Below are 22,639 nucleotides of genomic sequence, written 5' to 3'. Positions count from 1 at the left end.
CTTCCGGATTACGGATACGATGATTACCTGTCACATTGTGCAAGGGCCTTCTCCAATTCGCTTACTAAGCTTTTCAACAACATCAGCTTGCTTCCGGTGTCCAGACGATAATAGTTACGTGTTCCTTCTTTCCGGACGCTTATAATCTGTGCCTCTTTCAGGATTTTCAGATGATGCGAAACGGCCGGACGGGATAAGTGGGTTTCCACCCTTATCTCACCTACACGCATGCCGGGATTCTGCGGCCCTTGAAGCAAGGCCATCAGGATGGCCTGCCGGGTCTCATCTCCAACGGCGTTCAGCACCTTGAGCGAGTTCCTAAATTCGATGGCAAGAGCAGCCACAAGTTTCTGGTCTACGGAAATCATCCCTTTTCGTTTAATCGTTTATTTCTTTGGACGGAAATAAGATACCACAAATTCCACCCCGGCTGCATTTCGGGAAAGAAATTCAAGAACCTTTCTTTCCCATAACAGGAAGCAAGGTCGTTACTTTACATAAGCTTGGCCAACCGCCGGATCTCATTGCTTAACCTTGGATTGACCGGATACACCTCTTCCAAGAAATCCAGAATGCATAGTGCCGATTCGGGCACATGATCGTATCCCAGAATCATCCCGCCGATAATCTCTGCAAAACGGGGGTATCTCTTCTCCAACCGTCTTTCATTTCCAAACGGGTCGGGATAATAATAAACCTCGTCCTCCAGCAGATGGAGTACAGACAGAATCCTGTCTATAGCATATCCCTGAATAAACCGCGTAGCGGATAGACGCTCGCCTCTTGCATAACGGCCAAGTCCTACATATAAATTGGTTAAGGCTTCGTTCAAAGGAAAGTCCAGGGAATCCTCCTTCGGGGAAGGGAGGGGTCTTAAAGGTCTGGCGATTGCCGTATTGGCATAGAGCGGATTCTTCCATATCACCCGGCCCTCCGTGTAAGCGGCGTCAACCAGCTCCGATTCCTCGAATACAGCATATTCCGCGAAAATCCCATCCTCGAACAACACCTTATATCCAAGGTCCGAATTCTTGAAGGCATAGGCAAGAGGCTGTATGGCTTCGAGCCAATCCAACTGGTCGATATATCTCCGGGTCACTCCCGGCTTCACAATAACGAAGAAATCCAAATCTGAATACTCATCCATCCGTGCCGTCTCGACCCCAACGGAACCAACACCTAATAATAATAGAGCATCGCCCGTACGCTCCAGTGACTTACCGATTTCGTCAAGCCGCTGCAGCAGCAATTCTGTTCTCCGCATATGAATCCTCCTCTGGTTCGGCAATGCAAAAAGGGTCCAACCCCACTTCTCAGCGAGGTTGAACCCTTAGGTTACATTGCCTTTATTAATCTACCGTAAAGTTATCATGTTTGAATTGTTGCTGTCAAATGGTATCCTAGATTACAGGTGAATATTGGGGGGACACGAACATGATTACCGCTACAGCGGCAAGAATCATAAATTTTTTGCCGGATAAATGGGTCACATCCATATCGAAAAATATTATAAATAATTACCTGAACAAATATGCAAATATACATATAACCGGCAGTGAAAACTTAAAAGAAATACAAACACCTACTATTTTTGTATGTAATCATCTAAGCAATTCGGATGGATTAGTGCTGGACAAGGCTCTAAAAGCGATTGATCCGACTTTTGTAGCTGGGGAAAAGCTGTCAAATAATGCAGTGACCAGTATCGGTGTCAATGTAATGAAGACTACAACTATTAAGCCCAATACTGCTGACAAAGAGGGTCTCGAAAAGATAATCAAGCTTGTTAAACAAGGAGAAAGCTTACTGATCTTCCCGGAAGGAACCCGAAGCAGAGCCAGCAATTTGATTGAAGCGAAGAAAGGTATCCTTCTTATAGCAAGATTAACCGGAGCTCCAATTGTACCTATCGGGTTATATGGAACAGAGAAGCTTTTACCTATTCATCAAGATGGCAATATGAAGGCGGAAACGTTCAATAAGGCAGATGTGCATATCCAGATCGGACAACAATTTGAATTGCTTCAGCGGGCGAAGGAGCAGGATAAAAAAGAATATGAAGAATTCACCCTCACATACATAATGAAAAAAATAGCAGAATTATTACCCGAAGGCTATCGGGGAGTCTATAAATAATCTGAGCCATCCTTTGAAATTTCTAAGGCCATCCTTTGCGGATGGCCTTCTTTATGTTCAGCGACTCGCCCCAGGCGCAGTAATCAGAATTTTACTGGCAAGAGCAATAGTCTGTGCACGTTCCGCTTCAGTAAGACCTGCGGTTACCTCCTTAATCTGACGCTCAATCTGCTCTCCGACTTCATGAATGATCTGCCACCCTGCCGCAGTTGCCCTCACGTTGAATCCCCTCCGGTCACTCTGCGAAACGGTACGCTCCACCAGTCCGCGGCGCTGTGCACGGTCCACCAGTCCGGTAATGCTGGATTTATCAAGTCCCAGATGCTTCGCCAGCTGCAGCATACCCGGTTCCCGGTCCCGGAGGATACCCAGCAGCCGGATCTGAATGATCGAGAGATCATGCTCCGCCCCTATTCTGGCGAGAATGTTCTGGATCAGGAAGGATAGCTGCACCAGACTGTCCACAATCGACAGATCATCCAGTTTATCAAAAGAACCATCGTAACTGCTCATATGCTTCACTCCGCGCTCTGTTATATTCTTATCTGCTTTTTCCATTGTATCATAATCGCCGTTGACTTTGTACGTGAAACAAACTATATTGTTTGTATTGCAAACTTATTAGTTTGTGTCACAAACAAACAAACAAACCGCCCATGGGGCAAATGGAGGCCAATATTATGTATGCTGCTGTTGTACGATCCTTCGATTCAGGTCCGAAATATGAAATTCACGATACTCCGGTACCCTCAGGAGAACATGAAGCTCTGGTTGATGTGCTTGCAGCCGGGTTACATCTCCGGGTACGGGCACAAGCCAATGGCTCTCACTACACCAGTACGGATGAGTTGCCGCTGATCCCTGGTGTTGACGGGGTAGGCAGGCTGCCGGACGGTCAGTTGGTCTATTTCGTTACAACAGATACTGCTCTAGGATCTTTTGCCGACAAAACTGTAATTGACCTGCGGCGCAGTGTGCCAATTCCGGCTCATGCCGATCCCGTGCTCATCGCTGCCGCTATGAATCCGGCCATGTCAGCCTGGGTGACCCTGCGCCGCCGGGTTCAGGCGCAGCCCGGGTTCAAGGTTCTGATTCTGGGGGCAACCGGCAATTCCGGAATGATGGCGGTCCAGATCGCCAAGCTTATGGGCGCCAGTCAGATTATCGCTGCCGGTCGGGACCCGGAGCGCCTCCGTTCGCTTACGCCGCTCGGTGCTGATGTAACGGTGTCGCTTGCGGGTGATCCACAAGCAGCCGCCCGGCGCCTCGGCGAGGCGGCTTACGAAGTGGATATCGTTCTCGACTATCTGTGGGGCGAGCCTGCCGGGTTGGCTATGATTCCGCTGCTGACCCGCCGGGCTGACCGCAGCCGGCTGTTGACCTGGATCCAGATTGGTTCCGTTGCCGGAGCGGATGCCGCTATCCCTTCTGCCGCACTCCGCTCGGCCAACTTCCAGATCATCGGCAGCGGTCAAGGGTCTGTGACTCCGGCCGGATACTTAGCCGAATTCCCGGCGCTCATCGATGCGATTGCTGGAGGCAAGCTTATTGCGAACCCTATTGCTTTTCCGCTGTCCAAGATTGAAGAAGTGTGGAATACTCCAGCAGGCTGTCAGCAGCGGGTAGTATTCACGCCGGCGAATTAAGCAATCCCTGACCTGAACTGTCTAAGCAAGCCCGTGTCCGGCTTTTGTCAAGCTTTGTTATCCCGGTTGTAACTTCTCCTCTTGATAAATCTGGAAAGTGAGTGATAAACTTAGCAGGGCATCCCGCATAAGGAAGCATGCTACTCTCACAGAACAGGAGGCCGAAGGAAATTGGCGATTTATTTGGTAAGACACGGCAAAGATGATGAAGGATTCCGTGGCGGATGGAGCCAGCGGGGACTAATCACGCAAGGTTACCGACAATCTGAGAAGCTCGGCCGCTATCTTCAAGATAACCAGTCTTCATTTAACATAAAGCGTATTGTCAGCAGCGATCTGCAGCGGGCTCTGGATACGGCTGGTGAGCTGGCAAGAGAGCTCGGATTGCCGCTCGAGCGCAGTATGGACTGGAGAGAAATGAATAATGGCGTGATCGCCGGCATGCCGAACGAAATCGTAAATGAACGGTTTCCGGGTTTGTATTTCTCCGGTTTACGGATGGACGAGCGCTATCCCGGCGGCGAAAGCCCGCTGGAGTTCTTCACACGTATCAAGGAAGCGTTCGGCCGCTTATGCGAAGACCAGGCAGACAGCCATCCGGAAGGTAACCTCATGATTGTTACTCACGGCGGAGTCATTAATATCATCTATCATATTATAAAAGAATTAGACTGGAACAACCGCGGCAGTAAATTCCCGGCTTCCTATACCGGCTTGCACACCATCGAGAATCAGGACGGCAAATGGATCGTTTCCCTGGAGAATTATACTGTGTAGCTTACAAAAAAGGGGTTCTGCCCTTTTTTTCAAACCTAAATCTATTCTTCTGACTGAACATCCGGACGGTCCGGCAGCTGTTCAAGGTAACTGTTAGACATATTCAGCAGCCGCTGCACGTTATTGAACTGCGCCTCAGTCGATCCGCCAGCAAGCACCGAATTATCCTTCTGGCTGAAGTTGGTTCCGTCCGCGTAGGCTTCTCCGGTTACATAAATACTTGAATTGTTGATAAAAGAGCCCGTCGGCAGGAAATGCCGGACCGGTAACAGATTGGTCTCCTGATTCAGCAGATCCTCCCCGAAGTGAAGCTGATTCTGCACGGAGACGCCCAGCAGATTGGCTACAGTCGGCAGAATATCAATCTGTCCTCCGGTATGACCGATCTCGGCAGGCAGTATTCCCGACGGAGAGTGTACAATGAACGGGATATTGAACATGTCGGTATAACCGTACTCATACCCGATCAGCTCTTTCAGCCAATCCTTCTCTTTATCGCCAAGCGCATAGAGCGGTACGCCCTGGTGATCCCCGTAAAATACAATCAGGCTGTCGTCCCACACTCCGCTGGCTTTAAGTTCATCCAGGAACTGCCCCATCGCGTAATCCGCATAATTCTGGGCCTGGATATAGTCGCCAAGTAAAGTCCCCTGATACTGCTCAGGCAGAGTCATCATAAGCTTATCCTCCGGCAGACGGAAAGGATGGTGAGCACTCATGGAGATGACCATGGCATAGAACGGCTCTTCCTTCGCATCCAGAGCGGCCAGCTCTGGAACGGTTTTGGCGAACAGCACTTCGTCTGAAGAACCAAAAGCAATATGGTCATCGTCGCCATAGAAGCTCTGATCATAATACTTGTCGAATCCGATGGCTTTGTAGAGCTCTTTGCGGTTCCAGAAATCCACGCTGTTGGTATGGAAGGTATACGTATGATAGCCGTTTGATTTCAGCAGACCCGGCAGGCTCGGCAGCGTTTTGTTCATATAATTGGAAGAAGTCGCCGGCTCATTCTTGGGCACATAAAAAGAAGTATTCACCACGAACTCCGCGTCCGAGGTTGTACCTTGACCCGCATCCGTATAAAAGTTATTAAAATAGGTATTGTCTTTCACCAGCTTGTTAATGTTCGGCGTAACTTCCTGTCCGTCAATGGTCAGCCCGATCAGGAAGTTCTGGAAGGATTCCATCTGTACCACGATCAGATTCTTGCCTTTGTCGGCAGCAAAATACTGCGGGGACTCTGGCACGGTAATGCCTTTCAATTCATTCACAGCTGTCTGCGTAATCTCTTTGCTGTCGATGATTTCTTCCTTCTCCGTAGTATCGGCGAACAGGGTATATACCTCGTAGTTGAGGATGCCCATACTCTCGGCTTTCTTGATCTCATTCATGCTCGCATGGTTCGGCCAGATATTGAAGATACAGAGTCCGATGGAGACAGCAGTGATCACTGTCAGCACCGGCCGGCTCATCCGCACGGTACCTCTTTCTTTCCAGCGCGAAATATATTTCGGACGGAACATCAGGAACAGGAAGAACACGACGTCTACGAAGATAAACAGATAATAAGGAGTGATAAGGGAATAGGTGCTCTCCCCTACCTTCGTAACTTTGTCGGCCTGCTGCAGCGCATGATACGTCGCAATGACGCCATAATACTTGTAGTACATCAACACAGCGAAATAAATGACCGTTATAAACAGATTGGCCACCATGTAATAGAGAATCTTCCGCTTGCGTGCCAGCCACTCGATGAGACTGAATACAATGAGGAAAAATGGAATTTCCGTAAACATTGTGCCCCAGTTAGGCCCGTCATTAAAAACAACATACCACGCCACCCCACTCTTGAGCAGCAAGAGAAAAGTGAACAGCAATATAGGCTTGTTGCGGATATCAAATGATTTTTTCATAAGTGTTCTCTATCTCCTTGTATTTCAGAAAGAATTACATCACGTTTCAATAATATGCACAGCAAGAGGTCTTTGCTCCAGCTGTTGCCATAGAAGGACTAACGATTGGTCACTTCCTCACATTTGTTGTAGGCGTAAATTGTACTACTGAATTAAAGCACAAATTACATAGGTTATCAACCTATTTTAATTTCGCGGATAAAAACGGCAATACCGCCCTTTAAGGGACGGCATCTGTTTCATCCTTCATACTCAAACGGTTCGTCGCACGAGTAAATCTCATCGAAAAATCCGTTATACAGAATATCGTCTTCCAGGCATTTAATGAGAAAAGACAGCCGCCCGTCACATTCCGGTTCCCCGCCGTTATTCCGCATGACCTCGAAGGCATCCACAACACTTTCCATTAGAGTGACTTGGATGAATAAAGGCAACTGATCCAGTACCGCTGGTTCAATCCCGGTCTCTGACCGGTACCCTGCGAGACAAAGTAATCATCCATGAATTCCTTGCGTTTACCGGGATCAGGTTCAAATTGAATCCAGCCCACTCCATGTGTCCAGAGAGCTGCCAGCTCAAACATATACCAGCCGAAACAGCAATTGTCGAAATCGTATACGGTAATTTGTCCGGTATCATAATCTATTGAATAATTCCCGTCATTGTAATCGAAATGAAGCATTCCGTAAGTCTCCCTGTTCGCTTCCACTTCCTGCAGGGTGCTAAGCAGCTCAATCAGCTTCCCCTTAAGCAAGGTCAGGGATTCAGGAATCAGCTCATCCAGATATGCGGGATTGTATTTGTCAAAAAAGCTATACCGGCGATGGACCGGCGTGTACTCTTTGGATAACTGATGCAGTTTCCCCAGCACTTTACCGCAGTTATAATAATATTCGGTAATGGGCACACCTTCCCTGTACCGGTAATGATGCTCCACCAGCATTGTTCCTGCGGCCTTAGTGAACAGGCTGACAAAATACCTGTGATTATCATGAGTAATCTCTTCCAGCAGATTCCCGTTCCGGGAGCTGATCACATTCGCGACGCTGCCTCCATGCTCATACGCGTAGCGGATATACTCCAGTTCACCCAGGAAATCCTCGCGGCTCCGGTCAGGCAGGAAAGCGAACCTGAGTATTTTGGGACTGGCGCCTGCTTTTTCACAGGTGTATACAATATTACGCCCTCCCTCATGCGCCTCAATCTGCTCGAACTCGTAGCCGTTTAACCCGTACAATTCTGATGCCAAGGGAAGCAAGTGTGCAGTACTTTTTTGGGCAACCTCAATATAGTTTATAATATCTCCTCCAAATCTAATTTGCGCGGCGATTTCCTGTACCGGAATCCCAACCACCATATTTTACCAAAGAAACCACTCAAGCTCCAGGGATAGTTTTTATATATTCAAACTTTACTGCCATTTATTTCATTTCGCTTCTATACAGTCATCACAGTCATCCGCCAGCTTAATGAGATTCACTTCCCCCTTTGGCTGGCAACATAGTTACGGAAATAATCAACAAATGGGCTATACAGCCTTTTCGCCTCAGCAATAGCACTCTGAAACTCTCTTTCCACACTCTCCGCCTGTTCAAGCTCTAACCGATTGGAGAATTCATGATCCTCATAATCATTAAGCATATAATAAAAAAATTCACATGGTTGCTTCACTACCTGGTAATTGTCTGCGTATCTACCGGAGTCCGTCAAAAAGGAGGCCCAGGAGATTTCCTTACGTTCATACCGCAAATAGAGACAGCCAATATGCAGATCGTATACAGTATCCGGAAAAGCCTCAAAGGGTTCTGAGAATGCGTACGTATTCACTATTCTTATAGCGTCCCCAATGTACTTTTGGGTTGCCAGGTCCATAATCCAATATGGCGGTTTATCCATCTGTTCAATTATTTCATCACAAAAGAAGTAATAATGCTTGTACCAGATAAGCCTGGCTTCAAGCATAACCCCCATTTTTCTTGCGAATAGTCTATTCAATTCGATCTCCATAGATCTGCTCACCTCAAACCTAATTTATTCCTTCAATATAGCACACTTCCAATTTTCAGAATGCTGCGACATCAGAATCCTGCGACATAAGTGAATTAGAATAAAATAACTAAACACAAAAAACAGCCCCGGTCATTCGCTGACCATCGGGCTGCTTTCTATTCTTATAAACAACGGTTCGAAGGAGCTACGCCTGCGGTTAAGACGTATAATTCTTGCCCAGTCCCAGGCTGGTCAGCAGCTGTCTGTAGGCAATCGATGTCCGGTCTGCCGGGATATGGGCTTCCGCCTGCAGATCGAGCGGCAGATCCTCCGGAGTCTGCGACTCCACCATCTCTGCATCCTCCTGGAACACCTGCAGATTGAACTTTATCGTATCCTCTACAGGGGCGCTCTTGTCAAAGTTACGGGAGATCGGGCAGAACAGCCGGGTATAGCGGGCGGATACCGGGGAAGCACAGTTCAGAATCTTCAGCCTGCCCTCATCCGGGAAATAGACAGTCAGCGAAGCGGCGAACGGTGCAAAGACGCGGAACTCGCGCAGCCACATGAACCCTTCGGGTGCAGGGTTCTCCTGCCCTTTGCCGTAGTTGCTGACCGTACTCCAATACTCCGCTACCAGCTCCGTATCTCCTTCACGCCATACCTTATACTGGGGGACCTCTGTGTTGTTGCGGTCACCGAAGGTTGCCGTATGCACATAAGCGAAATGCGATACATCCAGGAAGCCTTCCATCTGCCGCCCGGAGGAACCGGCAATATCAAAGCTCGGAATTAGAATATTAATGTAGTCGGGATCATCCCAGGCCGGAAAAGATGGGATTTGCTCCGGCGCGCCAGCAAGGCAGGTCCAGATCAGGCCATAACGTTCAACGGCGGGATAGACAATCAATTTCAATTTGGGTGAGATCTTGCTGCTTGGATGCGCCGGCACCGCCGTACACTTTCCTTCACAGTTATACCGGAAACCGTGATACGGGCAGACAATCTCACCGTTCTCAACCCAGCCCTTGCTTAAGGGCGCCCCACGGTGGAAGCAGAGGTCCCGGGCAATGACCACCTTGCCCTCGCTGCGGTACAATACCAGCTTCATATCCAGCAGCTTCACCGGAACAGGTTTATCCTGAACCTCATCTGCAGCCGCCACCGGGTACCAATACTGGGCTAGTATACGCCAGTCTTCTGGCGAGAAGGTGCAATCACGCGGGAGCTCCAGTTGTTCCTGCCGTTTCTTTTCCTCTATCATGACCGCTCCACCTCTCAATTCGCTATAAATGCATAAGATGATTTAATTATATGTTAGAATAACTAACTTGTTGTGTATATTTTAAACTGATTTCGCTACTAAAATCAATTACATATCCGTTCCTTTTGTGATTTTTCCTAAAATACACCTATTTATGTTATGCATCATGACATAACGGGAGCAAAATCTTAATAGATGTATATTCAAGCCATCCTCCGCAAAAGTTAACTGGTGTGCTACCGTAAGCTGCAATACATACAACATTGTGAATGGTACCGCTTTGCACAATGGTGATCGAGTGCTTTCAAGTATATCTGTCTAGTAAGATTCGCCTAATAATAGTTTCTAAAAATAACTTGCTTTATTTAAGTTATAAGCTATAATAAAAACATAAGAGCTACTTCAAAAAACTTACAACCACATTCGAGGAGGAATTACAATGACAACATTAAACATCGGAATTATTCTGGGAAGTACCCGCCAAGGCCGCGTTAGCCCGCAGGTAGGCGAATGGGTGAAAGGTATTGCAGATGCACGCGGAGATGCCAATTACGAAATCGTGGATATTGCCGATTTCAAACTGCCGCTTCTCGGTGAAACCGACAGCTATGCGGAGGCCCAAGCGTGGGCAGCCAAGCTGGCAACACTGGACGGCTTCGTGTTTATTGTACAGGAATATAACCACAGTCTTACCGGAGCACTCAAAAATGCCCTGGACTCCGCCCGTGAAGAATGGAACAACAAGGCAGCCGGTATCGTAAGCTATGGTTCAGCCGGAGGCGTCCGCGCCGCTGAGCATTTACGCGGAATTCTCGGCGAGCTGTCCGTAGCGGATGTTCGCGTACACCCTCTGCTCTCATTGTTCACTGACTTTGAGAACGGCTCTGTCTTCAAACCGGCCGATCTGCATATCGCCAATGTTAACGCCATGCTCGATCAGGTTCTGGCCTGGAGCGGCGCCTTGAAGACTTTGCGTCAGTAAATAAAGGGTAATGGCAACGCATCAATGTCATTGATAAAGGAATAAAGGGGTCTCAAACGCCAGTAATGGCTATTGAGACCCCTTTTTACATTGAGATGGATGGATAGATGGATAGATGGATAGATAGATGGATGGATGGATAGATAGATAAGATAGCGGAACTATGTGAGAATGCTGCGCGAACAGACTGTTGCTCCAAGTGCTGTGGGACTGGCGGAATACGACCACTCCACACACTCAATTCGTTGCCGGCAGAATGGAAACTACTTGGTAAGCTTGTAGGCAAGTTTTGTAAACATTAAAGCTTTGTAGACATAAAAAGCTTTTAAGATATAAATGTTGCACGTTTTGCAACTTGTATTGGCATATACCAGGGTGTTCAGGCAGATTGTTGTATGAAATACAACAATTGTCCCGCTAAACCGCATGGTGGAGGAGAATTGCTGCATTTTGTACAACAATATTGGATTTGAGCCGAAATCATGAGGAAAACACTGCATTTTATACAACAATTTTGTATTTGGGCCGAAATTATAGGTTCAGCCCATACATCCCATCCTTACGCACAAGTCTAATCCTATCTTTAAGATCATTCATCAGGGACACCCGCTCCTTCTTATCGTGACAGCAGCCTGCTGATCAGCTCCCGGCGGCTGGACACACCAGCTTTGGCAAAGATTGATTTCAGGTGATCCTGAACGGTATAAGCAGAGATATGGAGCGACTCCGCCAATTCCTTGGTGGATAACCCCAGCAGCAGCATTTCTGCAAGCTGTTTCTCGCGTGCGGTTAAGGTAAAGGCATCGGCCAGCAGGCGAAATACATCGGAGGATCTGGCATTTACAAAAGAAACGGCCAGCATGCCTTCCGGACCGTCAAGCCTGCTGGCCGTTACGGTCAGATAAGCCCCATCCCCGGTTTGGAGGCATATTTTAGCGCTTGAAGGGACAGCTCCGGAAGCTCTCTCCTCCGCTACAACCCGTAAGCACACAGCCCGGACCGGCCCCGGCAGCACGCCCACATCCAGACGTTCCAGCTGCCGCATCTGCTCCAGCCAATAATTCGCCGCTGCATTCGCACTCAGCGGAACCAGCTGCTCATTCAGCATCATAATTCCGTTATCTGCCGGTGCCCCACTGTCTGCATCTCTACCGGTCAGCGATGTGGCGTAACTGCGCAGCCCGGCAGCAATCAGCGGTGCAGCGGATGCGATCCGGGCACATTCCTGCGCTTGAAACGGAAGACTGTCCAGCGGACGGAATAACGTCAGGAAGCCCCAGCAGACCCCGCCTGCCATGAGCGCTGCGCGCAGCTCATCTCCGAACCCGGCGGGCTGCAGTACTTTGCGGTAACGCTCACTCTTCTCAAGGCTTCCGCCGGTAACACCGCTTAAGCAGGCTACCGGAAGCTCCGCCTTGGCCAAGTGCTCATACTTCATATAATCCTCATGCAGATATTCATATTCGAACAATACAGAGTGCACAGCTGCAAGCCCCTGCTCTGTTACCGCTCCGGTGGTTAGAAGCGTATGCGGATCTACTGTCGTGCAGCAGGCTGCGGCAAACGGAATAAAGGAACGGAGTTTAGCAATAACCGCTTCCCTGTATTGCTGTGAATTCATAGCTCCCCCGCCCCGGGCCGGGTCCAGCTGCAGAATGCTTTTCATCGCCTCGTTCATCTTGGTGTCCTCTCTAAATCCCACATATGTGGGATGGTCTCCCGTCCTTGAAATCCGGATAATGAAACACAATTCCTATTATATCGCAGGTAAGCTTACATTCAATATTCAAGGACGGAGAAGATACAATGAAAACAGATATTATAGTCATCGGTGGTTATGGTCATGTCGGGTCACAGATATGCCGGCTTCTTGGCGAGAAGCATCCCGGGAAGGTCTATGCGGCGGGAAGAAATCTGAAACGTGCCGAAGAGTTCTCCCGCAGTACCGGCGGGTATGTGAAGCCGCTGCGGCTGGCGGCAGAGGAGCCGCTGGACCAGAAGCTGCTTGAACGGGTGAAGCTGGTTGTAATGTGTCTGGACCAGCAGGATACGCGGCTGGCTGAAGCCTGCTTGCAGAGCGGCACGCATTATGTAGATGTCTCGGCGAGCGGCGAATTCCTCAGCAAGCTGCAGATGCTGGAACCGGTGAAGAATGGCCTCCAGGCTGCAGCACTACTGAGTGTCGGCCTGGCTCCGGGACTGACCAATCTGCTCGCGGCACGGGCCATGCAGGAGCTGGAGCAGACGGAGTCCATTGACATCTCCATTATGCTCGGGCTTGGAGACAGTCATGGACAAGCGGCTCTGGAGTGGACCGTGGACAACCTGGGGGCAGTCTTTGAGATTACTGAGCATGGCAAAACGCGTACGGCTTCAAGCTTCACGGAAAGGAAGTCCACTGATTTCGGTTTTGGTCTGCGGACCCGGACAGCCTACCGTTTTCCTTTTTCGGATCAGCAGACGCTGCCTGTAACTTTAGGCGTTCCATCGGTGTCCACCCGTCTCTGCTTCGATTCCCGCATCTCCACCTCCGCTGTTGCTGTGCTGCGCAGACTAGGTCTGCCCGCACTGCTGCGGAACAGAACCTGCCGTAACTTCGCTGTCCGGGCTTTCGGCAAATTCCGGTTCGGCTCGGCACGCTTCGCGGTTAAAGTGGATGCCTATGGGTTGAAGAACGGCAAGCCCAAGCAGATTGAATATGGAATAGAAGGTGTACATGAAGCAGACATTACTGCAATAACTGCCGCTGGTGTAATCCTTAACCTCTACGAATCCGCACCTCCGCCAGGTGTCTATCATATTGAGCAGTTATTCACACTGCAGCCGGCAGGGAACCATCTGTCACTGGTATACACCGGGGAAGCCGGGACCAGTCACGGTGTGGCTTATTCTCTGGAAGGCGCCACTTTCTGGAACAGGTGACCGGTACAACAGATTCTCTTTTGGACTTACCTGAATGCCCATCCTCCGGGCAGTTCAAATTCCTGACGCCTTCCTGAATACAACAAGGCGGCCGTTAACCTAACGGCCGCCTTGTTTATGCTATTTTATTGGATTACGGATGAAATGAATCTGGCCATCTCCCCGCTGGTCTCATTCAGCTTCTCAATCACATCACTGAACTGGGTAACCAGCTCAGCTTGCGCCGAGGAAGACTTGGCGATTGCCTCAATCTCCTGCTCCATCTCCCGGATCGAGCGCTGCACCGTGCTAAGAGAATCCTCGATCGACTTCGTAGCTTCCTTCGTATGTACCGACAGCTTGCGCACCTCTGTCGCCACCACACCGAAGCCTGCCCCCTGCTCTCCGACCCGCGCAGCCTCAATCGCCGCATTCAGGCCCAGCAGATTCGTCTGCTCGGAGATCTCCCGGATGAATCCGGCAACCTTATTCACCTGCTTGGACTCTTCCACCGTCTTACGGGAATTGTCCAGAATCTGCGCGGTTGTCGCCGACAGCTCCTGAGACTGGGCCGCCACATTCTGAACCATATCCACAAGCTGGCCGCTGATCTGATTAATGCTTTCCGTCAGCTGTTCCATTTTATCTTCATTTTCCAGCGTATAGGCTATAGCGAAAGCCCCGATCACTTCCCCCTCCGCATCATAAATCGGCACTGCCGATGAGATTACAGTTGCTCCATACAGCTCAGGTGACAGACGGTTTGTCGTGGCGCGTCCGGCCAGGGCATTGCCGAGTGAAGGATCATCCGGCGAAACGGGACTTCCTTTGGAGAGTCCGAAATCCAGCACTTTGCTGGGTGCATAATAATGGAATATTTCCCGATCTGTAATGCCGATCATTATATCCTGTGCGTGAATCTGTTTGAAAAAGGGTGCTGCTGCGACCAATGCTGCCAAGTTATCCATAAGCATCTCCTAAATGTGAATGTTTAGAATTATTATCGACACATTTAGCCGATTAGTGAAGAGTGCTGATTATGAATTATGAACATCCTGAATTATGAACGCCCTGCCTTAACATGCTTAAGCTGAGCCACAATAATGACGCTGATGATAACCAGCAGAAACCATGAGCTGATCTTGCTGAAGCCCACCAGATGCCAGGCTTCGTGCTGGTCGGGATATTTCCAGGCACCCAAGAAGGTAGCGATATTCTCAGCGAGCCAGATGAAGAAGCCTACAATGAAAAAAGCCATCGTCAGCGGCATCCGGTACGTCCGCTCCTGCACCCGGTAGATGATCCATGTCCTCCAAAAGACAATCACCACCAGCGCCGTCAGCCACCAGCGGAAATCCGGAATGAAGTGGTGAGTGAAAAAGTTCAGGTAGATCGCTCCGCCCAGTAATCCCGCAGAAGCCAGCCCCGGCCAGCCGGTCATGTCCATCTTCAGCCTGCGCCAGATCTGGCACATATAGCTTGCCACGCTGGCATACATAAACCCGCTGTACAGCGGTACCCCGAGCAGCTTCGTGTATCCCGGATCAGGGTATGCCCATGAGCCCATTCTTATTTTATATATCTCCAGCACCAGACCAATCACATGAAATACGCAGATTACCTTGATCTCATCGAGGGTCTCCAGCCCGCTGCGGTACATAAGGTACTGCACGGTCAGCAGGATCAGCAGAATGGCATCATACCGGTGGATGAAGGGCACTTCTACTTTACTTGTAAGTACCAGGGTTCCAAAGATCGCAACGGGAAAAATGCAGCTCATCGCGTGATGATAGCCGAAATGCAGCAGCCGTACCAATGATTTCAATATAGTCCTCTCCTCGTTCCCCGCTCCCCTTTATTCTATAGATTCCGGAGTGTATTCTAATATATCTCCCGGCTGACAATCCAATGCCTTGCAGATCGCCTCGAGCGTTGAGAACCGGATCGCCTTCGCCTTGCCGTTCTTGAGTATAGACAGGTTAGCCATCGTTATGCCCACCTTCTCCGTAAGCTCAGTTACACTCATTTTCCGTTTCGCCAGCATCACGTCAATATTGATTATAATCCCCATGGTCATCACCTCAGACTGTCAAATCATTTTCAGATTTTAGTTCAATAGCTTCGTTCAACAGCTTCTGGAGCACTGCAGCGAATACAGCGATCACCATGGAAGCCAGGATAATGATCATTCCGATGACGATAATCCCCGGGGCATCATCTCTCTCCGCCATCAGATAGAACAGGGGCATGCCTATAACAAACATACCGCTGATGGCGACTGCACAGTTCTTGATATTCTTCAGCACCTGTACAGAGGTATCCGAGAATGCCTTGTTCTGGTCGATGTAGCCTAACAGCTTAAAGGCCTGATAGAGTGCGATGTAAAAAGGCAGCGCCGCCCCATACAGATCGATCATCACGAGAGCCTGTATGTAAGCCATATCCGGATACAGCTCTGCTGCAAACCCCGCAATCTCCGGCACTACAAATACACATAGAGCAAGTGCAGCCAATCCAAACAGCACAATCACTGCCTTCAAAAAAGTGGTCGATCCTGGTTTGCGTTTCATTGTAAAAGCACCTCACTTCGGAATTGTGAGTTTAATTTACCACATAATTTATCGTTTATCAATATATTTAGATTGAAATATGATATTTAATTATTGTTTATCCGTTGATCATTGTCGGCAGATTTCAATAAACTGCTGCAGCGCGGCAGGCAGGGATTCATTCTTACGCGTGCAGACAGCAATATGGTTGCTTAGGTGAATCCCCTCCACATGCACACGGGAGAGCTGCTTCCACTCCACATATTCGCGCACTGCGAGAGAGGATATGAAGTTTGCACCATACCCCGCGATTACCGAACGGATGGCTTCACCCAGTCCGCTGAATTGCAATGCGACCTCTGGCGGCTTCAGGCCATAAGTCGTGCATAACGAGACAAGGCGCTCTCTTGTTGAGCTGCCCTCCTCCCGCATAATGAACGGCTCCCGCATCATCTCCGGCAGTGAAACCGTACGGTCTGCATAGGGATGGGAAGGGGCTACCACGAACCACAGCTCATCCTCGAAAAGCTCCAGCCAGTCGACATCCTCCGGCTTCTCCTTGGCTCCGCCCCCATAGAAGGCAACGTCTGCTTCATGCCGCTGCAATTGCTCAAAGGCCTGCTGGGAATTCGTTGTTGTAATCTCGATCTCAATCCCTGGATGTCCCGCTTTGAATCTGGCAGCCCAGCCGGGGACCAGAAAATTAGCCGGCAGATAAGTAGCGGCGATACGAAGCTTCCCTTTTTTGCCCTGGCGGTAGTCTTCTACAAATTCATCCATTTGTTCCTCATAGGTGAAGAGATTACCTGCCTGCTTCGCCAGTTCTGTTCCAAAGGAAGTTAGTGAAATTCCGCGGCCGCTGGGGTTAAACAAAGGCAGTCCCAAATCCTTCTCGAACTTCTTGATTTGGCTGGTAACCGCCGGTTGGCTGATATTGAGCCGTGCAGCCGCCTTCGTGACGCTGCCCGTCTCGGCAACATAATAAAATAGCCTTAGTGCATGAATGTTCATTATCTCCGCCCCATTCATAATCAAATTATATGTAAACCACAAAAACATATATTAGTTTTATGAATTATTTTACCTTATATTTAAAACAGATCCAATACAACACTTAATCTAATGGAGGGATTCACATGAAAGAACAGAACAAATGGAGTAAGGTTGACGCGTATTTCAATGACAAGCTGCTGGCGGCAGATCCGGTGCTGGATGCCGTTCTGGATGCGAATGAAGGTGCAGGATTACCGGCGATTGATGTTGCTCCGAACCAGGGAAAGCTGCTGTATCTTCTGGCTAAAATGAAAGGCGCTGTTAATATTCTTGAGATCGGCACGCTGGGCGGCTACAGCACCATTTGGCTGGCCAGGGCGTTGCCGGAAGGAGGAAGACTGGTTTCACTCGAATTCGAGCATGACCATGTAGTCGTCGCTGAGGATAATCTGAGAATGGCAGGGTTAGCGGATAAAACGGAGGTGATTGAGGGGCCGGCACTTGAGACGCTGGCGACACTTGAAGCCCGGGGTTATGCTCCGTTTGACTTCATCTTTATTGACGCCGACAAACCGAACAATCCTCATTATCTGAAATGGGCATTGAAGCTGGCCCGGACGGGAGCGGTAATTGTGGCCGATAACGTGGTGCGTGATGGTGAGGTCATTCAAGCGCATAGTACAGATGACCGCGTACAAGGTGTACGTCAGTTTATGGACCTGCTCTCCGCGGAACCGCGGATAGAGTCCACTGCACTGCAAACGGTAGGCAGCAAGGGATACGACGGCTTCGTGCTTGGCATTGTTATTTGAATGTCCTCCCCGGATCGAACGGCGGTGCACTTCATGACCCCTTTGCAAGCTATACAATACAAAAGTGCCCCGCAATGTCATAGGGCACTTCTGACTACCGGTTATTTTAAGTAGAATACATCTTTCAAATTCTTGGACACCGGGCTGTGATCAGGATTGGTCTCCATTAACGGCTCCATATACACCCACCACTTCCGGCAAATCTCCGTCTGCGACATCTGATCCCACCGCTCTTCGTCTTCAATCTCTACGTAAGCAAACAGGCTGCCCGTTTCTTCATCCAGAAAAATGGAATAATTATGTGCGCCATGGTTCTTCAGCTCTTCAGCCATCTCCGGCCAAAGCTCATCATGACGGCGTTTGTACTCCTCATAAGCATCGGGATAAACATGCATAACACTCGCTTTTCTAATCACTGTTCAGCTCTCCAGACATATAGGGGTGTAGTTAAAACTAAATGAACTATTATATTGAACATTATAAAGTATAGATGAACTTTATTGAATATAAAAAAACACAAATAAACTCCGAATATCTGGCTTAAATCAAAGAATCCCCTATATTGCTGATCAGATGCCGCTTGAGCTTGTCAGCCTCTGCCTGCTGTATCCCCTTCGCCACCAGTCTGGCCATTTCAATCGCCCCGGCTTCCGAGAAATGCGTGTTATCCTCTGCTCCCTCAGGAAGGTTAGCATATTGGCCCGGTTCCGCCCACAAAAACACTTGTTTGGAACGCGCTTCACCAAGCTCCTCAAAATATGCTTTGCTGAGTGAAGCCAGATCTACAAAAGGCACAGCTTCACGTCCGGCCAGCTGCCTCATAGCTTCAATATAATCCCCGTGGGTGTTCCGGATGGCCCCATCCTCTTCGAAGAACCGCCGGTGCATGGGCGCTATAAGCACTGGATACGCACCGGCTGACCGCGCAAGAGCAATATATTGCTTCAGGTAGTGCTGATAGGTTGTGAACGGACCCGCACCTTCTTCCGTTTCTTTCTCATCATTGTGGGCAAATTGGACAAGCAGGAAGTCACCCTTGCGCAGTCTTTTGGCTATCCGCAGCAGACGGCTCTCCTCAATAAAGGTTCTGGCGCTTCTTCCGGAACGTGCATGATTCGCCACAGCAATATCTTCACCCAGGTACAATCCGATCATTTGGCCCCAGCCTGTATAAGGGAATTGCCCGGAGGCCTGATCCGTCACGGTAGAATCTCCGGCAAGAAATAAGGTAGGGATGGAGCTTACCCGGTTAACCGTCACCTGCCGCACACTTGGTGCAGCACCGCCGAAAGCCAGCTTGAGCACACCATCCTCGACATGCACAGCAAAGATGCGGGTGGTGATCTCACCGGACCCGGTCTTCACCTCAAGCAGTCTGATCCGGCCTAATCCTTCTCTTACGGTAGTAACGGCGGAGGTGTCCGGCGAACCGATCTCCAGCGTTACGGTGTAATTGCCATTCGGCACATCCATCAGCAGCGTCGGTACTGCAGGAGAGAAGTAATCCCCGGGCCATGAATCCTTGAGCTCCTCATTCTTCGAGCCTGCCGGCGCTGCGGCAAAGCCATAACCTTGTTCCATGTCATACAGGCTATCCAATGCGGGTACAAACGAATAGTTAAATATCATACGGGCATCCACCTTTCTTTCCCGTCTACACTAATTCATCCGGATATAGAAGACAATCGGACTCTTTTGCCGATTTTGCACTTTTTTATTCCCGGGCAATCTCCTCCAGCACTCTACCGTCCCCGTGCCCGAAATCGATCCCCAGAATTCTTCCCAGTGTTGGCGCAATATCGACCATTTCGATGTCGCCGATAGAATAGCCCTGTTTAATCGTACCGCCGGAGACGACAAAATTGCACCGGTAGCCGCTTTTGTCAGGAGAATAACCATGCGTAGCATAACGAATTCCATGTGCCTGCAAATCGACAACCAGCTGCTCCTCCAGACTCTCATCAAAGGAATAGCCGCGCCGCGCTTCAAGCATTACTCTTGTGGAATGGCTTGCATGAAGACGGTCTAATGTCTCTCTGTGGTATACGCTTTCAACCCCTGACATGTCATTCTGCATATATTCTTCAATAGCCGTGAGCGCGAGCCGCTCTGCTTCTTCGTCTCCCGGCCGGACATGCAGGTACGCTGAACCTCCGCCGCACTGGAAGTACGCCCGCCATTTCATTACGCCGCCCTCTTCATAGATCAGACCCTTTGCCTGCAAAAGCTTGTTCAAATGTACTTTGTAGCGCACATTGAACTGGCCGTGGTCTCCGAGCACCATAATTACCGTATCCTGCCTGATCCCGGCGTCTTCTACGGCCTGCAGGATCTCACCCAGACGGTTATCCATGCGCAGGATGACCTCCCTCACCTCATCGCTGTCTGTCCCATACAGATGTTTGGCATCATCCAGATCAATCAGATGCATCATGAGCAGATTAGGCTTGTTGCGCTTAATCGTGTCTATCGCACACTTCGTTGTAAAGTCATCCAGGTAAGGCTGGGTAATCCCTTGCCTGATCCGGCCGTATTTCAGCTCCATCCGGATGCAGTAGGCGGGACTGCCGCTTCTCAGCACCTTAAGTGCCTGATTCTCACCTTTCAGCGCCCTGATTTCCGGGATATTATACCGGATCGAGGACTTGCCCGAAACCGGCCAGAGTAGTCCGGCTGTACTCAACCCTGCCTTACGTGCAGCATCATAAATTGTCGGTACCTTGACCGCCTCACGGAACCAGAACCAGCGCTGATCCTCCTCCTTCACGAACGGCTGCAGCGGATTGTTGTGGTGAATGCCGTGCTTGTCCGGATGAACGCCGGTAGCGATCGTGGTATGAACTACATAGGTGAGTGTGGGATATACGCTCCGCAAGCGGTTGCTGTGGGCACCTTGCTTAATCAGTTTGGATAAATGGGGCAGCCGGCTCGCCAGTTCCCAGTTGTCCTCCGAGAAGGCATCGTAGGAAATGACGATCAGATGTTTAGCTAATGGTGCGCGAGGCGTTGTCGGTTCCATATCAGTTCCCCTTAGGCAGTGTGATGAAGATGAAGAATCCGATCAAAAACAGCGGAATTATGGATAAAATGCTAAAGCGGGCCTCGCCCGTTAACGTCGTAGTCAGTGACATCAGCGCCGGGCCGAGAATTGCCGCGAACTTGCCGAAGATATTATAGAAGCCGAAGAATTCATTGGAATTCTCCTTCGGAATGATTTTGGCGAAATACGACCGGCTGAGCGCCTGGATGCCGCCCTGGGCCGAACCGATCAGTGCACCGAGAATAAAGATATGCCACACTGAGGTGATAAAGAAAGCCGCAATACAGGAAATGATATAAGTGAAAATCCCGAAGATAATCAGCTTGCGGGCAGAGTGGGTTTTGGCCAGATTACCGTAGAGGATCGCACACGGAAAGGCAATGATCTGGATGATGAGCAGAATGCCCAGCAGGGTGAAAGTGTCCAGGGAATCCCCGCCCAGCACCGAAGTCGCATACGGTACCACCATTTTAATAATGGTATCTACCCCGTCGATATAGAAGAAATAAGCAATCAGGAATACAAATACAATTTTGTGCTGGCGGATATTCATGAAGGTGTTCGCCATTCTTTTGAAGCTGTTTGCAACCGGATTAGGTTCAGGCTCAATATAGTATCGCTGCTTCACGTCTCTGATCATAGGTACAGTGAGCAGCCCCCACCATAGTGCAGTGATGATGAATCCGATCTGATAGCCGATGGCCTTATCCATCCCCATCATGAAGATCAGCAGCAGACTGATTCCGAACGGAATACAGCTGAAGATATAACCGAAGGCAAACCCTCTCGTCGATACCTTATCCATCCGCTCATCATCTGTAATATCGACCAGGAAGGAATCATAGAAGATATTGGCCCCGGCAAACCCGACCGCTGACAGAATGTAAAAGGCAATCAGCAGCTGCCATTGTCCGCTATCCGGTGACACGAAGGCCAGGGAAGCCGTAGCAAGCACACCTACCGCAGCGAAGAAGATAAAGAAGCGCTTCTTCCTGTCCTTGTAATCGGCAATCGTCCCCAGGATTGGACTGAGGACCGCGACCAGAATACTGGCAATGGAATTAAAATAGCCCAAATCCATACTGCTGCCCACAGTCGTGAACATGCCGAAGATAATGGGCAAAAGCGCCGTAGTCACCGCCATCGAGTAGGCAGAATTACCGCAGTCATACAGAATCCATGATTTCTCCTCTTTACTCAGCTTCATCTAATCTTCTCCTCCAATAACCGATTGTTTCAGTTATATCACGCGAACATATGAAGCATGTTAATGGGATGTAAAATCACAGAATCTCTGGTTTAGTGGCAATAGCCTTCCTAATATCCTGCAATATACATGGTCATTATAACCTGAATTGCCAAAGGATAGGGTGAAAAATATAGATTAAGCTCACTAGATTCACGGAATATATTCGGGCAGAGGGTGCAGCAGCAGAATGGAGACTTTTCAGTAAACACTGTAGACTAAATGTTGTACGTTTTACAACTTTGGATCATTGATAGTTAGGTGTCCGGGTGGATTGTTGTATAAAATACAAGAATAATTCGGCTAACCCGCTTGAAAAAGGTAAAATCCTGCATTTCAGAGTCAATTTCATAATTCAGTTGGCTGAATAGCAAGACTTGGCCAAAAT

The 22,639-nt window shown here is 49.3% G+C and carries 23 protein-coding genes; 6 read left to right on the top strand and 17 right to left on the bottom strand.

The window, feature by feature from the left end; all coding sequences use genetic code 11:
* Nucleotides 1–23: 23 nt before the first annotated feature.
* Entirely contained in the window at nt 24–368 is a 345-nt protein-coding gene (locus QW71_RS31440) for a helix-turn-helix transcriptional regulator (protein WP_039308915.1), read from the bottom strand.
* Nucleotides 369–493: 125 nt separating this feature from the next.
* Nucleotides 494–1,264, bottom strand: a complete 771-nt coding sequence (locus tag QW71_RS31435) for a hypothetical protein (RefSeq protein ID WP_039308913.1) — start codon at nt 1,262–1,264, stop codon at nt 494–496.
* Between the two features lie 170 nt (nt 1,265–1,434).
* Between QW71_RS31435 and QW71_RS31430 the strand changes: the two genes are divergently transcribed.
* Nucleotides 1,435–2,136 carry a 1-acyl-sn-glycerol-3-phosphate acyltransferase gene (locus QW71_RS31430; protein WP_039308912.1) on the top strand — a complete coding sequence of 234 codons (702 nt, stop codon included), beginning with the start codon at nt 1,435–1,437 and terminating at the stop codon, nt 2,134–2,136.
* Nucleotides 2,137–2,193: 57 nt separating this feature from the next.
* Here QW71_RS31430 and QW71_RS31425 read toward each other — a convergent pair whose 3' ends face one another.
* Nucleotides 2,194–2,649: a MarR family winged helix-turn-helix transcriptional regulator gene (locus QW71_RS31425; protein WP_039308969.1), complete on the bottom strand. Its 456-nt coding sequence runs from the start codon at nt 2,647–2,649 to the stop codon at nt 2,194–2,196.
* Between the two features lie 167 nt (nt 2,650–2,816).
* Here QW71_RS31425 and QW71_RS31420 point away from each other — a divergent pair, with 167 nt between their 5' ends.
* Both QW71_RS31420 and QW71_RS31415 read left to right on the top strand, forming a co-directional pair.
* Complete coding sequence (locus tag QW71_RS31420) at nt 2,817–3,782, top strand: zinc-binding alcohol dehydrogenase family protein (protein WP_039308911.1); 966 nt, start codon at nt 2,817–2,819, stop codon at nt 3,780–3,782.
* Nucleotides 3,783–3,953: 171 nt separating this feature from the next.
* The gene (locus tag QW71_RS31415) at nt 3,954–4,559 is read left to right on the top strand and encodes a histidine phosphatase family protein (RefSeq protein WP_039308910.1); all 606 of its coding nucleotides are present in this window, start codon (nt 3,954–3,956) and stop codon (nt 4,557–4,559) included.
* 41 nt (nt 4,560–4,600) lie between these two features.
* On the opposite strand, the gene QW71_RS31410 is transcribed toward QW71_RS31415, so the two are convergent.
* From QW71_RS31410 to QW71_RS31395, 4 genes are all read right to left on the bottom strand, one after another.
* Nucleotides 4,601–6,475, bottom strand: a complete 1,875-nt coding sequence (locus QW71_RS31410; RefSeq protein WP_039308907.1) for an LTA synthase family protein — start codon at nt 6,473–6,475, stop codon at nt 4,601–4,603.
* 406 nt (nt 6,476–6,881) lie between these two features.
* Nucleotides 6,882–7,724 carry a phosphotransferase enzyme family protein gene (locus tag QW71_RS37435; RefSeq protein ID WP_235441606.1) on the bottom strand — a complete coding sequence of 281 codons (843 nt, stop codon included), beginning with the start codon at nt 7,722–7,724 and terminating at the stop codon, nt 6,882–6,884.
* Nucleotides 7,725–7,951: 227 nt separating this feature from the next.
* Nucleotides 7,952–8,482, bottom strand: coding sequence for a hypothetical protein (locus QW71_RS31400; RefSeq protein ID WP_039308905.1), 531 nt, complete (start codon nt 8,480–8,482; stop codon nt 7,952–7,954).
* 199 nt (nt 8,483–8,681) lie between these two features.
* Nucleotides 8,682–9,728, bottom strand: coding sequence for an aromatic ring-hydroxylating dioxygenase subunit alpha (locus QW71_RS31395; protein WP_047014079.1), 1,047 nt, complete (start codon nt 9,726–9,728; stop codon nt 8,682–8,684).
* A 439-nt stretch (nt 9,729–10,167) separates the two neighbouring features.
* On the opposite strand from QW71_RS31395, the gene QW71_RS31390 reads away from it, so the two are divergent.
* Entirely contained in the window at nt 10,168–10,710 is a 543-nt protein-coding gene (locus tag QW71_RS31390; protein WP_039308902.1) for an NADPH-dependent FMN reductase, read from the top strand.
* A 616-nt stretch (nt 10,711–11,326) separates the two neighbouring features.
* On the opposite strand, the gene QW71_RS31385 is transcribed toward QW71_RS31390, so the two are convergent.
* Nucleotides 11,327–12,388: a helix-turn-helix transcriptional regulator gene (locus QW71_RS31385; protein WP_039308901.1), complete on the bottom strand. Its 1,062-nt coding sequence runs from the start codon at nt 12,386–12,388 to the stop codon at nt 11,327–11,329.
* 128 nt (nt 12,389–12,516) lie between these two features.
* Here QW71_RS31385 and QW71_RS31380 point away from each other — a divergent pair, with 128 nt between their 5' ends.
* Nucleotides 12,517–13,632: a saccharopine dehydrogenase family protein gene (locus QW71_RS31380; RefSeq protein ID WP_047014078.1), complete on the top strand. Its 1,116-nt coding sequence runs from the start codon at nt 12,517–12,519 to the stop codon at nt 13,630–13,632.
* Nucleotides 13,633–13,757: 125 nt separating this feature from the next.
* Here QW71_RS31380 and QW71_RS31375 read toward each other — a convergent pair whose 3' ends face one another.
* The 5 genes from QW71_RS31375 to QW71_RS31355 form a co-directional block, all read right to left on the bottom strand.
* Nucleotides 13,758–14,579 (bottom strand): methyl-accepting chemotaxis protein, encoded by an 822-nt coding sequence (locus QW71_RS31375; RefSeq protein WP_039308899.1) that lies wholly within the window; start codon nt 14,577–14,579, stop codon nt 13,758–13,760.
* A 92-nt stretch (nt 14,580–14,671) separates the two neighbouring features.
* Nucleotides 14,672–15,436 (bottom strand): DUF817 domain-containing protein, encoded by a 765-nt coding sequence (locus tag QW71_RS31370; protein WP_039308897.1) that lies wholly within the window; start codon nt 15,434–15,436, stop codon nt 14,672–14,674.
* 30 nt (nt 15,437–15,466) lie between these two features.
* Entirely contained in the window at nt 15,467–15,682 is a 216-nt protein-coding gene (locus QW71_RS31365; protein ID WP_039308895.1) for a helix-turn-helix transcriptional regulator, read from the bottom strand.
* A gap of 10 nt (nt 15,683–15,692) precedes the next feature.
* Nucleotides 15,693–16,181 (bottom strand): DUF2975 domain-containing protein, encoded by a 489-nt coding sequence (locus QW71_RS31360; RefSeq protein WP_039308893.1) that lies wholly within the window; start codon nt 16,179–16,181, stop codon nt 15,693–15,695.
* A 108-nt stretch (nt 16,182–16,289) separates the two neighbouring features.
* Nucleotides 16,290–17,171 (bottom strand): LysR family transcriptional regulator, encoded by an 882-nt coding sequence (locus QW71_RS31355; RefSeq protein WP_039308890.1) that lies wholly within the window; start codon nt 17,169–17,171, stop codon nt 16,290–16,292.
* Between the two features lie 125 nt (nt 17,172–17,296).
* Between QW71_RS31355 and QW71_RS31350 the strand changes: the two genes are divergently transcribed.
* Nucleotides 17,297–17,965, top strand: coding sequence for an O-methyltransferase (locus tag QW71_RS31350; protein WP_039308888.1), 669 nt, complete (start codon nt 17,297–17,299; stop codon nt 17,963–17,965).
* A 101-nt stretch (nt 17,966–18,066) separates the two neighbouring features.
* Here QW71_RS31350 and rhaM read toward each other — a convergent pair whose 3' ends face one another.
* The 4 genes from rhaM to QW71_RS31330 form a co-directional block, all read right to left on the bottom strand.
* Nucleotides 18,067–18,381 (bottom strand): L-rhamnose mutarotase, encoded by a 315-nt coding sequence (gene rhaM / locus QW71_RS31345; RefSeq protein WP_039308886.1) that lies wholly within the window; start codon nt 18,379–18,381, stop codon nt 18,067–18,069.
* 124 nt (nt 18,382–18,505) lie between these two features.
* On the bottom strand, nt 18,506–19,594 hold the full coding sequence (locus QW71_RS31340; RefSeq protein ID WP_047014077.1) for a rhamnogalacturonan acetylesterase: 1,089 nt from the start codon (nt 19,592–19,594) through the stop codon (nt 18,506–18,508).
* An 85-nt stretch (nt 19,595–19,679) separates the two neighbouring features.
* The gene (locus tag QW71_RS31335; protein WP_039308883.1) at nt 19,680–20,984 is read right to left on the bottom strand and encodes an alkaline phosphatase family protein; all 1,305 of its coding nucleotides are present in this window, start codon (nt 20,982–20,984) and stop codon (nt 19,680–19,682) included.
* A 1-nt stretch (nt 20,985) separates the two neighbouring features.
* Entirely contained in the window at nt 20,986–22,212 is a 1,227-nt protein-coding gene (locus tag QW71_RS31330; protein ID WP_039308881.1) for an MFS transporter, read from the bottom strand.
* Nucleotides 22,213–22,639 lie beyond the last annotated feature (427 nt).

The organism is Paenibacillus sp. IHB B 3415, from assembly GCF_000802655.2.
GTDB lineage: Bacteria > Bacillota > Bacilli > Paenibacillales > Paenibacillaceae > Paenibacillus_AQ > Paenibacillus_AQ phytohabitans.
The sequence above is the reverse complement of the archived record's forward strand: the minus strand, read 5'-3'. Positions and strand labels throughout refer to the sequence as shown.